Source organism: Arthrobacter vasquezii (genome assembly GCF_029455255.1).
In the GTDB taxonomy this organism is placed as follows: domain Bacteria; phylum Actinomycetota; class Actinomycetes; order Actinomycetales; family Micrococcaceae; genus Arthrobacter_D; species Arthrobacter_D parietis.
Map to the genome: position 1 here is coordinate 14,844 of NZ_JAROKN010000038.1, position 13,870 is coordinate 28,713.

The following is a 13,870-nucleotide window of genomic DNA, read 5'->3' on the forward strand; positions in this document are numbered from 1 at the left end:
AGTAGAATCAGGACTACCAGTGCCGGGCGGACAAAAGAGGACACAGTGGGCAAGAGCCGAATCAAGCCTCAGGACACGTTTCCTGACAACCTGAATCAGCTTGAGGATAACCAGGTAGAGGTCCTCAACAGCAAGGTCCATCGTCAGCTTGAGGTCGAGTACGTCGAGGAAGGCACCCCGGACCCGGAGACGGAACACCGGCAGGAGGAACTGAACGAGGAACTTGATGACAGGGACCTCCTGTCGGAGGTTTCCACCGAGCACACCGGGCCGGCGTCTTCAGACCACGACGCCGGTGCGCCGCAGGTTGCTGGTTCGCCCGAAGATGCTGTCGATCGGAAAGCCGACAGCCGCTGAGGGCTCAGCGCAGATAGATCTCAACTTCGGCGGACTTCACGCTGAAGTACACCTCTGCCCCCGGCAGCAGGTCGAGTTCCGCTGCAGACGCTGTGGTGATCTCCGCGCTCAGATGATCGGCCCGCACAGTGGTGCGTCCGCCGTGCTGCTCGAGGTCGGTGATGGTCACGGCCAGCACGTTCCGCGGACTACCTGTCGGTCGGAGCCGGTGGACCGCCACGGCGCGCGGGCTGAAGACGGCAGCAGCCTCCTCGCCCGCCGGAAGATCCCGATCCCGCAGCGCCGCCAGCTGTACGCCTCCCGGCGTACGGAGACCATCGCGCGTTGTCGTGCCGGTCATGAGGTTCACCCCGGCGAGTCCTGCAGCGAAGCTGCTGCGCGGCCGTTCGAGGACCAGCCTGGTGGGTCCGTCCTCAACGATCCGCCCGCCGTCGACAATCACAACGCGGTCGGCCAGCAGCAGAGCGTCGACGATGTCATGGGTGACAATGATCGCGCTGCGCCCCTCGAGTACCCGTCGGAGCATCCTGCGCACCATTGGTGCCACCGAAATGTCCAGTGCAGCCAATGGCTCGTCCAACAGCAGAAGCGCAGGCTCAGCGGCCAACGCCCGTGCAACGGCCACCCGTTGCGCCTGTCCGCCGGAAAGGCTCACTGGCCGGCGGTGTGCAAGGTCGGCTGCATCCACTTCTCGAAGCCAGCGGTGGGCTTCTTTGCGGGCTGCGCTCCGTGGTACGCCGGCGCACCGGGGGCCAAAGGCAACGTTCTCCAGAACCGAAAGGTGCGGGAAAAGCAGCGCATCCTGCGCCAGCAGGGCGATACCGCGGGTATGCGGCGCAAGCCACTCGCCGTCGTCGTACAGGGTTTTTCCATCCAGGGTGGCCGAGCCACAGTCCGGGCGAAGCAGGCCGGCCAGCACGCTGAGCAGCGTGGATTTCCCAGCGCCATTAGGCCCCATGAGCGCTATCGTCTCTCCGGTGGCGAGGGAGAACCGGACGTCGAAATCCCGGGCTGGAACGCGCGCGGTGAAATCCAGGCTCATGGTGTACTGCCCTCATGAATCCGGTGCGCCACGGCGACCACCAGCACCGCAACCGCGACGAGCACGAGGGACAACGCCACCGCGGCGTCCGGGTCAGTCTCCCGCTGCAGATAGATTTCGAGCGGCAGCGTCCGGGTGACGCCCTGCAGGCTTCCGGCGAACGTCAGCGTCGCCCCGAACTCTCCGAGGGCGCGCGCGAAGGACAGCACGGCACCGGAAACGATTCCGGGCCCCACGAGGGGGAGGCTTACCCGCCGCAGCACCGTGGTGGGTCCCGCCCCCAGCGTCGCAGCGACGGCCTCGTACCGGGTACCTGCAGTGCGCAGGGCGCCCTCGAGGCTCAGCACGAGGAACGGCAGCGCGACAAAAGTCTGCGCCAGCACGACGGCGGCGGTCGAGAACGCGATGTCCACCCCTAACACCCGCAGCGACTCGCCAAGCAAGCCCTGCCTGCCAAACGTGTAGAGCAGAGCGATACCGCCGACCACAGGCGGCAGCACCAACGGCAGGAGCACGAGCGCCCGGAGGACGCGCTGGCCCCTGAACCGGGTGCGCGCGAGGGCGAACGCCATGGGTACACCGAAAAGGACGCAGAGCAACGTACTTGTTCCTGAGGTCTGGAGGCTCAGGAGCAGCGCGGCGCGTGAGGAGTCGGAGGCTACCAACTCTGCGAACCGGGACCAGTCCACGCGAAGAACGAGTGCGGCGAGCGGCACAATGAGGAACAGGGCACCCGCCGCTGCGACCGCAAGAAGCCAGCGCGGCATTCCGGAATAGACTCCGGTCACTGGTCGGGCTTCCCGAAGCCGTGGGAGGACAGTATCTCCTGGCCGCTCCCTCCAAGGACGAGGTCAATGAAGTCCGAGGCCGAATCCCCGCTGCTTCCAACCGCTGCGATCGGATAGGTATTTACTGCCTGCGCGGCGGCATCGAACGGTACGCCGTCCACGGCGCCGCCCGAGGCGTCAACATCGGTGACATAGACCAGCCCGGCGTCGGCCTGCCCGGAGGAGACCTTGCCAAGGACGTCGGTAACCGAGCCCTCCTCGCTGACGGGCTCAAGCCAGACGCCGCTTACTTCCTGCGCTGCCGCAGCCGCGGCTCCGCAGGGCACCTGCGGAGCGCACAGCACCGTGGCAATACCAGGCTCTGTGAGTGACTCAAGAGATTCGATGCCGAGCGGGTTTCCCGCTGCCACTGCGATGGTCAGCACGTTGGTGGCAAACGTCTTCGACGGCGAGGCCAGCAGGCCCTCGGCAGCTACCTGCTCCATCGTGGCAGTATTCGCCGGGGCGAAGACCTCGGCGGGCGCCCCGGCGATGATCTGCGTCGCCAGGTCCGATGATCCCGCAAGGTTCAGTTGCACGCTCAGCCCTGGATGGACGGCTTCGAATTCAGTGGCGATTTCCTCAAAGGGGGCCTGGAGTGAAGCGGCTGCGTAGACGTTGAGGACGCCATCCGCCGCCGGATCCGTGTTGCTGCAGGAGGCAAGGGCACACACGACGACGACGGCGCTCACCAGCCTGCGCAAGCGGCGCGTCACCGGGGGCCGCCGGCTGATCGGGGTTGAGAGGTGAAATTATCCGCTGATGTCTCAACGATGACGTTAGTTGCTTTGATGACAGCAACAGCAACGGTGCCCGGCTCTATCCCAAGCTCGCGTACCGCTTCGCTGCTCATCAGGGAAACAACCCGGAGCGGTCCGCACTGGAGCTCGACCTGCGACATCACTCTGTCGCTGGTTACCTCTGTCACCAGCCCCACAAAGCGGTTGCGGGCGGACGTTGCAACACCGTGCGGGTCTGCGGGAAGGACAGCGCGATCGCGTGCCAGGCGTGCGAGCTCCAGTCCGTCGACAGAGAGGACACCCGATGAGCGCTTAGCGCCCAGGATTCCATCGTCGATCCAGCGGCGCACGGTATCGGTACTGACGCCCAGAAACTGCGCGGCGTCACGGATGCGTATTTGAGTCACGGCATCCAATCTATCGTTGTATCTGCGTCCAGATAAGCTATATCTGCACAGATTTCTCCTTCCGGGTCGAGACCATGGCGGAATGGGTTTGGGGCGGGGCTTTGTTTCGGGCTAAGATGGTTCGTCGGTCACATGTTCTACAGGAGTTTTCATCAAAAGCGATCTCAGTTCGCCCCTGGTCTTCAACGTCAGGGATCTTGGGCGCAGCCCGGGGAGCATGCGGACAGTCGAAGAACATGTGCCCGCGCCGAAAGATTTTGGTGTGGCGCTCATCGGCGTTCAGGAAGGCTCCAGCATGGAGCTGGACCTGAGGTTCGAGGCTGTGCACGAGGGGATCCTGGTATCGGGAACCGTTGACGTCGAAGTATCCGGCGAATGCGGTAGGTGCCTGGACCCGCTCAGCTACGGCACCAGTGTCGATGTGCAGGAACTCTTCTACTACGACGCCCCTGAGATGGCGGAGGATGAAGAGGAGGACCTGCAGCGTCAGGTCGAGAATGACACAGTCAATCTCGAACCGGTGCTGCGGGACGCAGTAGTGACATCGCTGCCGTTCCAACCGGTATGCCGGGAGGACTGCCAGGGTTTGTGCGCTGAATGTGGTGCTCGCCTGGAAGATGACCCCGGACACCGGCACGAGGTCCTTGACCCCCGCTGGGCTGCTCTGACAGGGTTGGCCGGTGCGGCCGCCGGCCCTGAGGCAGCGGAACCAGAAGTTAAGACAGAGTCAGACAAGAGAGAAGAGAGTTAGTCGTGGCTGTTCCCAAGCGGAAAATGTCCCGCTCGAATACGCGTGCACGCCGGTCCCAGTGGAAGGCTGTTGCTCCCAAGCTGGTGAAGACGGTGGAGAACGGTCGCGTCACTTACAGCCTTGCCCACCAGGCCAAGGTTGTCACCGATTCCGCCGGCACTGAGTTGTTCCTTGAGTACAAGGGCCGCAAGGTAGCCGACGTCTAAATGCCAAGAGCACCGGTTTACGGTGCTTGAGGCTTCGATCGCGAAAGCGTCGCCGCGTGGAGAGTTCAGAAGATCTTTTGAAGCGTCTCGGTGTCACTATTGACGCCGAGACGCTTCGTCTTGCCCTGACACATCGGTCCTATGCGTATGAACAGGGCGGAATCCCTACCAACGAACGCCTCGAATTCCTCGGCGACTCCGTCCTCGGGCTTTCGGTCACGGACGCTCTCTACAGGGACAATCCTGATCTTTCAGAGGGTGAACTCGCCAAGAGGCGTTCGGCGGTGGTGAGTACCCGCGCCCTCGCGAAGATTGCCCGCGGCCTCGATCTCGGGCAGCACATCCTCCTGGGACAGGGAGAGAAGCTCACCAACGGCTGGGACAAATCCTCAATTCTTGCTGACACCATGGAAGCCATCATCGGCGCCACCTATCTCAGCAACGGTATGGAGACCGCACGGTGCCTCGTCATGCGCATCATCGGTCCGGTGCTCCGGGACGCCGCAGCCCTTGGCGCCGGAACGGACTGGAAGACCAGCATCCAGGAAATCGCCGCGGCACAGCGCATGGGGGTTATCGACTACAAGGTGACGGGCTTCGGGCCTGACCATGACCGCCGGTTCGAGGCCGTCCTGGTGATCGGCGGAGCGACCTACGGTTCGGGTTCCGGGCGCTCCAAGAAGGAGGCCGAGCAAGAGGCTGCCTCTGCCTCGTGGAAGCTCCTTCAGCCTGAGGTGAACCAACTGCCTCTCGCACACGCGGACGCACAGCTCCGCCACTCCACGTGATCTTTGCACCTCGTTATGCCTGAGCTTCCCGAGGTGGAGGTAGTGCGCAGGGGTCTCGCGCGCTGGGTTCGCGGGCGCCGCATCGAGGCGGTCGACGTCCTGGACCCCCGTTCAATCCGCCGCCATGCCCTAGGCGCCGAGGATTTCATTGGAAACCTCATCGGAGCCCGCGTCAGCGATGCCGTGCGTCGGGGCAAGTTCCTCTGGCTGCCCCTTACCCTCACCGATGACGACGGCGGCTCCCGGCCTGCGCCGTCACCGAACCTGGCGTCCTCAAAGGAACTCCCGGACGGCAGGCCGCCAGTTGCGCTCATGGCGCATCTTGGAATGAGCGGCCAGTTGCTGGTCGAGGACCGCACCCAGCCGGACGAGAAGCACCTGAAGGTTCGCCTTCGGCTGTCTCCGGCTGCTGGGCCTCAGCCGGCGCCGGAGGAGCTTCGTTTCGTGGACCAGCGGATCTTCGGCGGGCTTTTTGTCACGAGCATGGTGGCAACAGCTGATGGTCTTCCCGGCGGACTGGGGGAGAACCTCGTTCCCCTGGTGCCGGTTGAAGCGACGCACATCGCACGCGACCCGCTGGACCCTGCATTCTCCTTCGAGGATTTCTACCGCAAGCTGCATTCCCGCCGCACGGGGCTCAAGCGCGCCTTGCTCGAGCAGACGCTCGTCTCGGGAATCGGAAACATCTATGCCGACGAATCATTGTGGGCAGCGAAGCTGCACTACGCCCGCCCCACTGACACCCTTCGGCGTGCAGAAGCCTCGCGACTGGTCGAGTCGTGTAGGGACGTCATGATCCGGGCGCTCGAGGCAGGCGGCACCAGCTTCGATTCGCTTTACGTAAACGTGAACGGCGCGTCCGGGTACTTTGAACGCGCGCTGAACGCCTACGGGCGGGAGCGGGAGCCCTGTCGGCGATGCTTCGAGAATGGTTTGGATTCCCTGATCCGGCGCGACACCTTCATGAACCGGTCCTCATACACCTGCCCCAGATGCCAGCCACGGCCGCGTAACGGACGCTGGTGAGGGGCTCCGACGTGACAAAAGTAAGTAAGCTGACTAGATTCGATATCTCAGTATCTCAGCACCCGACACGTCAGGAGTATCGCGATGAAGAACAAGTTGGTTTTTGCAGCAGGTATGGCAGCAGGCTACGTTCTGGGCGCCCGGGCCGGTCGTGCAAGCTATGAGCAGATCAAAGTGAAGGCCAACGAGCTCTGGAACAACCCGAAGGTTCAGGACAAGGTTTCCCAGGCATCGGAGACGGTAAAAACGAAGGCTCCGGAGGTTCAGGCGCAGGCAGAGCAGGCCCTGAAAAAGGCACAGTCAGCCATGCACCGCAATGGCGATCAGGACGGCCCCAAGAGCGCGCAGGACGAGTACAAAATCTAGATCCGGTGGGGCCCAACCGGCGCTTCTCGTGATTGAAATGTGACATCCAGCCCGAAAGAATGTAACGTTATGGACACGCCGGGCTCAAAAGCCCGGCTTCCTTCTGGTGGATTGCCTAATCCTGCCGCCGTCGGAAGGTCCGTTCGCTACACACTGCGGCAGGAGCGGGGGAACCAGATAGCGGGCTTCTTCAGAAGTCCTAGGGGTGAAGACGTACCGGTCCAAGACCGGTAGTCCGGGTGGCTCCCATCCGAATCCGACAGCTAACTCCGCCGGCATTGGGAGAGGCTATTTCCGTGTCCAAAAACCGTCATATCGCACGCCACCGTGCAACCCCGCCCAGCACCATGCAGGTCGTTTCCAAGGCAGTGAGCTCACACGCCGGCACAGTTGGCCGCCCAGCAGCCGTTGTTGTAGCAGCTTCCGGAATCATGTTCGGTGCGGCCCTGCCAGCAAGCGCGGGCACCACCACTTACACCCCAGCACCGTCAGTTGAGGCCAACGTCCAGGCTGCAGCCGCTCCTGTGGCCCCGGCAGCTCCGGTTGCTCCGGCTCCCGTGGCGCCGGCTCCGGCCGTCAATGCTCCTACCCACACTGTGCAGTCCGGGGACACTCTCGGCTCGATCGCAGCGAACTATGGCGTCAGCCTGGACGCCGTGTTCGCTGCTAACGGGCTCGGCTGGGATTCGATCATTTACCCGGGTCAGGTCATCAGCCTCTCCGGTAGCGCTGCTGCCGCTCCGGCTCCTGCCGCAGCTCCGGCGCCCGCTCCGGTACAGCAGATTCAGGTAGCAGCTCCGGCAGCCGCGCCTGCAGTGCAGGTACAGGCAGCTGCTGTTGCTCCGGCACCGGTCGAGACCAGCACCATGGGCATCAGCCTTGCCTCCAGCAACATCCAGGTTGCAGACAACTCGGGCAGCGCCAGCGGCGCAGGCATCCTCGCGTCGGCTCGGGCCCAGCTCGCAGCCGGTGCTATCCAGGATTGCACCGTGCTCCTCGAAAAGGCCCTTGGTACGGGCGATCTCGGACCGGCACAGTTCGCTGCCTACGGTACCCCGGTAAGCACACCTGCACCGGGCGACATTGTCATCACGGGCGGACACGTAGCCGTCTACGCCGGCAGCGGCCAGGTCATCAGCAGCGGAATGAATGGTGCAAACCTCACCATGCAGCACCCGCTGAGCGATCTGCCGGGCGCCTACTTCGTGCGCGTCTAATCTTCGCGTTAGTCTCTCGTCGCTGGGGAGGACCTGTAAAGGTCCTTCCCAGCGGCATTTAATGAACCAACGCGACAGGTGGCAGGCTGACCAGGCTGAGGGTCCGATCGCAAACCGTCAGTTATCTCAGCATCAGTGCCTGATGCGCGACGCTGAATCGCCATAGTGCGCGGCGAGGCGTGCAAATCCCTCGTCCAGGCTCACCTCCGGAGTCCAGCCAAGCAGGGACCTGGTGTGCCGCTGGTCGAACCAATGGGCCGTTGACAACTGCTCCGCGAGGAAGCGGGTCATGGGAGGCTCGCTGTCGGCCTTGGAAGCGCGCCAGATACTTTCGACGACGCTGCCGGCCGCTCTGCCTACCCAGCCTGGGATCGATCTCCGGGGTTCCCGGACGCCGCCGGCGGAGCAAATGCGGGTGAGGAGCTCACCGATCGGGCGCGGTTCACCGTTCGTGATGACCAACGGGGATCCGGAGATGTACTCCATCCGGTCAAGGGCGGCAACGATGGCCGACGCCGCATTGTCCACGTAGGTTGTGTCAACGAGCGCGGTTCCACCGGCAAGCAGCGGCAGCCTGCCCGCGCGTGCCCTGGTGAGTACCCGCTCTACCAGCTGGGTGTCACCGGGTCCCCAGACAATATGGGGGCGCAGAACCGCGACCGGCATCTGGCCGTCGTTCGCCTCGAGAGCAAGAATCTCCGCCTGCGCCTTGGTGCGCGCATAGGATCCGCGGGCGAGCTCCGGCTGAGCCGGCCCGGCAACCGCGCCAACCAGCGACGCTCCGGTGTGGGCCACTGACGGCGAGGAAACGTGCACGAAGTGCTGAACGCCCGCGGACCGGGCCGCAGCCAGGAGCCCAGCTGTACCGAGCACATTGGTGCGGTAGAAATCATCCGGATTGCCGGTGACAGACACCTTTGCCGCGAGGTGAATGACGGCGTCGACCCCCGCGACAGCGTTCGCAAGGGCGGAACCGTCGGCGAGGTCACCTGCTAGGTCCTCCGCGCCCGGCACACCGGAGGGACGCCGCTGGAAGGTCCTGACATCGCGGCCGTTTCGCAGGAGCAGGGATGCCACCGCGCCGCCAAGCATCCCGCTGGCACCGGTGACGAGGACCTTCACGGCCTCTTCCTCCCACGCCCCTGGAGGACGTCGCCGGCCCACGCGGCTACTGCGGTACGGTCGATTTTTGCGTTATGCCGGATATCGGTAGGAAGGGCGGACAGCGTGAGGACTGCAGCGAGATGGACTCCGCCCGGCCGGACAACGTCCCGGACCATAGCCGACAAAGGGCGAGGAGCCAGGCCCGCCTGATCGGCAGCTTCCACAGGAACGACGACGGCGACAACGGCCTGTGTGCCCGTTGGACCGACACCGACCACGGCCGCCTGGCGAACCTCCTTCAACTGTTCGATCGACTGCTCGGGGCCCACGGGTGTCAAAACGCCGTCTGCGGACGTGATGACGTGTGCAAGCCGGCCCTCCACCCAGAGCCGTCCGTCCGCGTCGAGATGCCCGACGTCCCCGGTGCGGTGCCAGCCGGTGGTGCGTGATGATGCCTGTTCCGTGATCCATAACCGGTGATAGCGGTCTTTGACGTGCGGAGCACGCACGAGGATCTCACCCGTAACGCCTGGCAGAGCTGAGGGCACAGCGGTGGCAGTGCCCTTGGGGTCAAGCGCACTGATAGTGATTTCCGCGCCCGGTACCGCTCTTCCAACACAGACGCCGTTCCCGGCTCCTGTTACAGAACTGTCCAGGGCTTCGCGAATGTCCTCGAGCTGTATGTCGGTGACGGGCAGCGCCTCCGTCATGCCGTAGGGCGTGTGCAGTGCGGCACCGGGTACCAATGGCTGCAATTGCTCCAGGAGATTCACGGGGATCGGGGCTCCTGCAGAGAGCAGCACGCTGACGCGTTGCAAGGCATCCTTGCGGCCGGGCGCAATGCCCGAGGCTGTGGCCAGGACGTTGCGCAGGGCAGCGGGGGAAGCGAAAACCGTGGTGGCGTCGATGGCCGCGGCGGCATCGGCCAGCGCCCGTGCAGTCAGCGTCCGCGGAGCGGTGACGTCCATATCGGGTGTAACCGAAGCCGCTCCCAGTGCGGGGCCAAGCAGGGCGAAGGGCGCAAAACCAGCAACGAGAGCGCTGCCCGGCGCAAGGTTGAGAGTTGCGGAGAGAGTGTCCCGCATCGCCGACAGCTGGCGGTGTGTGTACACAACACCCTTCGCCGGTCCTGTCGATCCGGAGGTGAACAGGATCGCCGCGTCGGAATCGGGGGCGGGATCCTCGCCCGCATAGCTCGAGTGCCCAGCGAGGAGGTCTTCGAGGCGGTGACGCACACCGAGGAGCCGAGCCCGTGGCGCTGCTCCGACGCTGACGCGGGTGCCCGGCCACCCGAACAGCCTCCCGGCGACGAGCGCGCGTTCAATGCCGATGAGGAAGTCCGGCACAGTGCCGCGAACGGCGCGGCTGAGCCCCTTGACCCCCAGCCCGGCGTCCGCGACCACGATCACAGCGCCCAATCTCAGGCAGGCATAAATCAACGTGGTCAGCTCAATGCCCGGGGGAACCATCAGGCTGACCCTGCTTCCCGCCGTGACTCCGATCCGGCTGAGGCCGGCGGCGAGGCGGCTGACCCTGTCCTCCAGTTCCTTCCATGACAGCGAATCGGCCACCGCACCGTCGCTTCCCATATCTGCCACCGCCAGCATGTCAGCGGCAGGACCGCTGCTCCGCTCGTGGATCTGCTGCCAGAGCGGGGTGAACGCTGCGGAGGGACGGGCGGGACGGCCGTCGTCGTCGTTCTCGGTGCGGTGGTCAAGCCAATCAAAGATTGGCGAGGCGATGTCACGGTCTTCAGCGACCAGATGGCTTGCGCCCTCGAAGCGGTGGATATCAGCCTGCGGAAGGCGTTCCGCCAGGTCATCGAGATAGGTGTCCGAAAAAATCGGATCTGCCGGGCCCCACAGCAAAAACACGGGCACGTCGAGTGTACGGATGGAGTCGGCAATCCGGCTCAACTCCGCGTGGCTTGGGTGCCCGGGACCAACGGGAATGTCAGCGACGAACTGTTCGATGCCTCGGCGTCGGGCGGCTGTCCGGTAAGGCAGGCGGTAAGCCGCCCGTACATCCCGGCTGAGACGCGGGCGGGCCAGCGCAAGCGTTGTATCGAGGAAAGCGGTTGTTGTCGACGTTCCCACCCGGTGCACGGCGCCGCTGAGAGCGAGGCGCAGCGGCGCGGGAATGGGGGAGCCCGGGTCCTGGTGGATTGCCGTATTGGTCAGGACGACGGCGGTGAGGTTCGCGCGATTGCGGTCGGCGAAGCCAAGGCTGACGACGCCGCCCCAGTCGTGTCCGACTGTCACTAGAGGTCCGCTGAGCCCGACCGCGGAGACGAAATCCTCGAGGTCGCGTACGCGGTCGGCGAGACGCCGGGTGCGTCCGGTCCGTTCGGAATAGCCCATCTCGAGTTGGTCAACGGCGATGACCCGCCAACCGTGCTCGGCACCCGCAGGCAGCAAGCTGCGCCAGAGGTAGGACCAGGTGGGATTGCCGTGGACACAGAGCAGCGTGCCGCGGAGATCACCGGTTATGGAGGCCAGGTTGTCCAGGTAGTGCCACCGGTTGATGGTTCCAGCCGGATCAACGTCGGCTGTGGACGGCACGTCGAGGTAGGCCGACCACGACGGGTCGACGCCGGGAAGTTCTACCACTCAATCTCCAGCATCGCGGTGTTGAGGCCGGAGCCCACACCCATGCACAGCACGCGGTCGCCGGTAGTAAGCCGCTGGGCTTCCGCGGCGAGCGTCATGGGCAGTGACGCCGGCCCGACGTTGCCCCAGAGAGGGAAGGTCTGGGGGACCCGGGCGGGATCGAGATCGACGGCTTCGATGATTGCCTTGGTATGGGTGGTACTCACCTGGTGGGTGACATAGCGGTCCATGTCCGACCAGTTCCAGTCCTGTTGGGCTTCGGTCCAGGCGTCAACCACCAGCTCCAGGCCGCCGTCGAGCAGCCCCTGTGCGTCCGTATACATGCCGTCGATACCTCCGACGCACAATTCGTGATGCTCAGTACCGGCACGCGCCACTCCGCCGAGGACGCGGTGGGAGCCCGGGTGGAGGTCCGCCGGGCCCAGAATGGCGGCGGCGGCGCCGGAACCAAGGGTCAGCGTTGCAAACTCCTGCATGAAACTCTCACGCGTGGCCGTTGGTTCATTCAGCCGCCGAAGGGTGGCTTCCTGCGTGGCCTGGGCGTCTTCCCCATTGACCACCATGGCGTACTGGATCTGGCCGGCTTCGATCATGTTTGCCGCCAGGGTCATCCCATTGACGAAACCCAGACACGCGTTGGCGACATCAAAATTCATGGCGGAGGACGGCAGCCCCAGACCGTTGTGGATCTTCACAGCAACGGATGGTTCGAGATTGGTGCGGGAGACCGAGGTGTTGATCAGCAGGCCGATCTGGGAAGCCGCGATACCTGTTGATGCGAGGGCCTTGGCGCCCGCTTCGATGGCGCCGTCTTCGAATCCCGTTCCGGGTGCCCACCAGCGCCGCTCGGTGATTCCCGCCACGCGCTGCAAAAGCCCTTTGGACAGCCGGAGCCGTTTCAGGGCCGGGGAGAGGATGCGATCGAATTCCGCAGACGTGACGATGACCGGTGCCTCAACACTTTCCACGCCGAGGAGCGCGGTGTTGTGATGTCGGAAGTTGAAATTACCGGTCAAATTTCCTGCCTCGTGTCCGTCTATTCCCTGTGCGGGTGGTCCGCTGGTCCGCTGTTCGCTGCACCGGAACCGATAGCGCTTTGCCGGCAGTGGATGCCAATCTGAAAATGATAAGCATACTTCGGTTACTAACGTTCCTGAGGAAAGCCTAGTTCCTCCGGCAGATAACGGCACGTTGACACCGGAGATACGCGGGTGGAGCTGCGTGGGTAAATGCCGTGAAACCGGCTGTGAACGCAGTAGATTATGGGTAACAATCCCTTTTTGGAGACCCGAGACCCGTGCACCTGAAAAGTCTGACCGTTCGAGGCTTCAAGTCTTTTGCCTCTGCGACGACCTTCGACTTTGAACCTGGAGTCACCGCTGTCGTCGGTCCCAACGGATCCGGCAAATCGAACGTTGTGGACGCCCTCGCCTGGGTGATGGGCGAGCAGGGCGCGAAGACGCTGCGCGGCGGAAAAATGGAAGACGTCATCTTCGCGGGCACCTCCGGCAGGCCGCCGCTGGGCCGCGCCCAGGTGTCGTTGACCATTGACAATGCCGACGGAGCGCTGCCGATCGAGTATTCAGAGGTGACAATATCCCGCACCCTTTTCCGGGCGGGCGGCTCCGAGTACGCAATCAACGGAAATAATTGCCGGCTCCTCGACATCCAGGAGCTGCTCTCCGATTCCGGGCTCGGGAGGGAGATGCACGTCATCGTCGGGCAGGGCCAGCTGGATCGTGTGCTGCACGCAACACCTGAAGACCGGCGGGGGTTCATCGAGGAAGCCGCCGGAATACTGAAACACCGCCGGCGCAAGGAAAAGACGGTCCGCAAGCTCGAGGCCATGCAGGCCAACCTCACCCGGCTCACCGACCTCACCGGCGAGCTGCGACGGCAGCTGACCCCGCTCGGCAAGCAGGCGGATGTCGCCCGCCGTGCCCAACAGGTGCAGTTCGAGGCCCGCGATGCGCGTGCGCGGCTGCTCGCCGACGACCTGGTGCAGCTCACCTCGTCTTTCGAGCAGGAGATTGCTGACGAGACTGCACTGAAGCAACGGCGTGCCGAGGTCGAGTCCCTCCTTGAGGCCGGGCGGTCCCGGCAGGCGGAACTTGAAGGCCTTGCCGCGGAGGCTACCCCGCGGCTGAATGCAGCACGTGACACCTGGTACCGACTTTCATCCGCCCGCGAACGCTTCAGGTCCCTCGGCGCCCTCGCCGAGGAGCGCCGTCGTCTGCTGGGGTCTGTGGACACCGCAGGGGAGGGTGGGCGTGACCCCGCTGAGTTGGACCGGCAGGCCGCGGTTGTCCGTGCCGAAGAGACTGAGCTGCACGAACGCGTTGCCGAGCTTTCCGATATGCTTGAGGACGCGCTCGAGCAGCGCGCCGAGGCGGAAGACGCGGCCGCCGCCGAGGAGCAGCGCCTCGCGTC

15 protein-coding genes and 1 riboswitch are annotated in these 13,870 nt (G+C 64.4%); of the genes, 8 read left to right on the top strand and 7 right to left on the bottom strand.

The genetic code is table 11. The features are described from left to right. The first annotated feature begins 45 nt into the window (after positions 1-45). A complete protein-coding gene (locus P4U43_RS12830) occupies positions 46-357 on the top strand; it encodes a hypothetical protein (RefSeq protein WP_277359091.1) in 312 nt (103 codons plus the stop codon). 4 nt (positions 358-361) lie between these two features. Here the strand turns inward: P4U43_RS12830 and P4U43_RS12835 are convergent, their stop codons facing one another. The 4 genes from P4U43_RS12835 to P4U43_RS12850 are packed head-to-tail and all read right to left on the bottom strand — an operon-like array spanning position 362 to position 3,373. Further along, positions 362-1,399: a sulfate/molybdate ABC transporter ATP-binding protein gene (locus P4U43_RS12835; RefSeq protein WP_277359092.1), complete on the bottom strand. Its 1,038-nt coding sequence runs from the start codon at positions 1,397-1,399 to the stop codon at positions 362-364. After that, complete coding sequence (locus tag P4U43_RS12840; RefSeq protein WP_277359103.1) at positions 1,396-2,166, bottom strand: ABC transporter permease; 771 nt, start codon at positions 2,164-2,166, stop codon at positions 1,396-1,398. Before P4U43_RS12840 ends, P4U43_RS12835 begins: the two co-directional genes overlap by 4 nt. 17 nt (positions 2,167-2,183) lie before the next feature. Then, positions 2,184-2,942 (bottom strand): molybdate ABC transporter substrate-binding protein, encoded by a 759-nt coding sequence (gene modA / locus P4U43_RS12845; protein ID WP_277359093.1) that lies wholly within the window; start codon positions 2,940-2,942, stop codon positions 2,184-2,186. Continuing rightward, on the bottom strand, positions 2,939-3,373 hold the full coding sequence (locus P4U43_RS12850; RefSeq protein ID WP_277359094.1) for a TOBE domain-containing protein: 435 nt from the start codon (positions 3,371-3,373) through the stop codon (positions 2,939-2,941). The genes modA and P4U43_RS12850 overlap by 4 nt, the downstream gene beginning before the upstream one ends. 217 nt (positions 3,374-3,590) lie before the next feature. On the opposite strand from P4U43_RS12850, the gene P4U43_RS12855 reads away from it, so the two are divergent. The 6 genes from P4U43_RS12855 (at position 3,591) to P4U43_RS12880 (ending at position 7,727) form a co-directional block, all read left to right on the top strand. Continuing rightward, on the top strand, positions 3,591-4,124 hold the full coding sequence (locus P4U43_RS12855; RefSeq protein ID WP_082566049.1) for a YceD family protein: 534 nt from the start codon (positions 3,591-3,593) through the stop codon (positions 4,122-4,124). Between the two features lie 2 nt (positions 4,125-4,126). Continuing rightward, on the top strand, positions 4,127-4,330 hold the full coding sequence (gene rpmF / locus P4U43_RS12860; protein WP_056548281.1) for a 50S ribosomal protein L32: 204 nt from the start codon (positions 4,127-4,129) through the stop codon (positions 4,328-4,330). A 56-nt stretch (positions 4,331-4,386) separates the two neighbouring features. After that, positions 4,387-5,118, top strand: coding sequence for a ribonuclease III (rnc, locus tag P4U43_RS12865; protein ID WP_056548283.1), 732 nt, complete (start codon positions 4,387-4,389; stop codon positions 5,116-5,118). 15 nt (positions 5,119-5,133) lie between these two features. Further along, entirely contained in the window at positions 5,134-6,144 is a 1,011-nt protein-coding gene (mutM, locus tag P4U43_RS12870) for a bifunctional DNA-formamidopyrimidine glycosylase/DNA-(apurinic or apyrimidinic site) lyase (RefSeq protein ID WP_277359095.1), read from the top strand. 84 nt (positions 6,145-6,228) lie between these two features. Further along, positions 6,229-6,510 carry a hypothetical protein gene (locus P4U43_RS12875; RefSeq protein ID WP_056548287.1) on the top strand — a complete coding sequence of 94 codons (282 nt, stop codon included), beginning with the start codon at positions 6,229-6,231 and terminating at the stop codon, positions 6,508-6,510. Between the two features lie 112 nt (positions 6,511-6,622). Beyond that, a riboswitch (cyclic di-AMP (ydaO/yuaA leader) is annotated at positions 6,623-6,802 on the top strand. A 4-nt stretch (positions 6,803-6,806) separates the two neighbouring features. Next, the gene (locus tag P4U43_RS12880) at positions 6,807-7,727 is read left to right on the top strand and encodes a C40 family peptidase (RefSeq protein ID WP_277359096.1); all 921 of its coding nucleotides are present in this window, start codon (positions 6,807-6,809) and stop codon (positions 7,725-7,727) included. 132 nt (positions 7,728-7,859) lie between these two features. Here the strand turns inward: P4U43_RS12880 and P4U43_RS12885 are convergent, their stop codons facing one another. From P4U43_RS12885 to P4U43_RS12895, 3 genes are read right to left on the bottom strand one after another with little or no spacing between them, the layout of a single operon-like run. Further along, the gene (locus P4U43_RS12885) at positions 7,860-8,849 is read right to left on the bottom strand and encodes an NAD-dependent epimerase/dehydratase family protein (protein WP_277359097.1); all 990 of its coding nucleotides are present in this window, start codon (positions 8,847-8,849) and stop codon (positions 7,860-7,862) included. Next, a complete protein-coding gene (locus P4U43_RS12890) occupies positions 8,846-11,440 on the bottom strand; it encodes an alpha/beta fold hydrolase (RefSeq protein WP_277359098.1) in 2,595 nt (864 codons plus the stop codon). Before P4U43_RS12890 ends, P4U43_RS12885 begins: the two co-directional genes overlap by 4 nt. Continuing rightward, the gene (locus P4U43_RS12895) at positions 11,434-12,456 is read right to left on the bottom strand and encodes a 3-oxoacyl-ACP synthase III (protein ID WP_277359099.1); all 1,023 of its coding nucleotides are present in this window, start codon (positions 12,454-12,456) and stop codon (positions 11,434-11,436) included. Before P4U43_RS12895 ends, P4U43_RS12890 begins: the two co-directional genes overlap by 7 nt. Positions 12,457-12,737: 281 nt before the next feature. On the opposite strand from P4U43_RS12895, the gene P4U43_RS12900 reads away from it, so the two are divergent. Further along, positions 12,738-13,870: chromosome segregation SMC family protein (locus P4U43_RS12900; RefSeq protein ID WP_277359100.1), on the top strand; the 1,133-nt coding region annotated here is incomplete at its 3' end.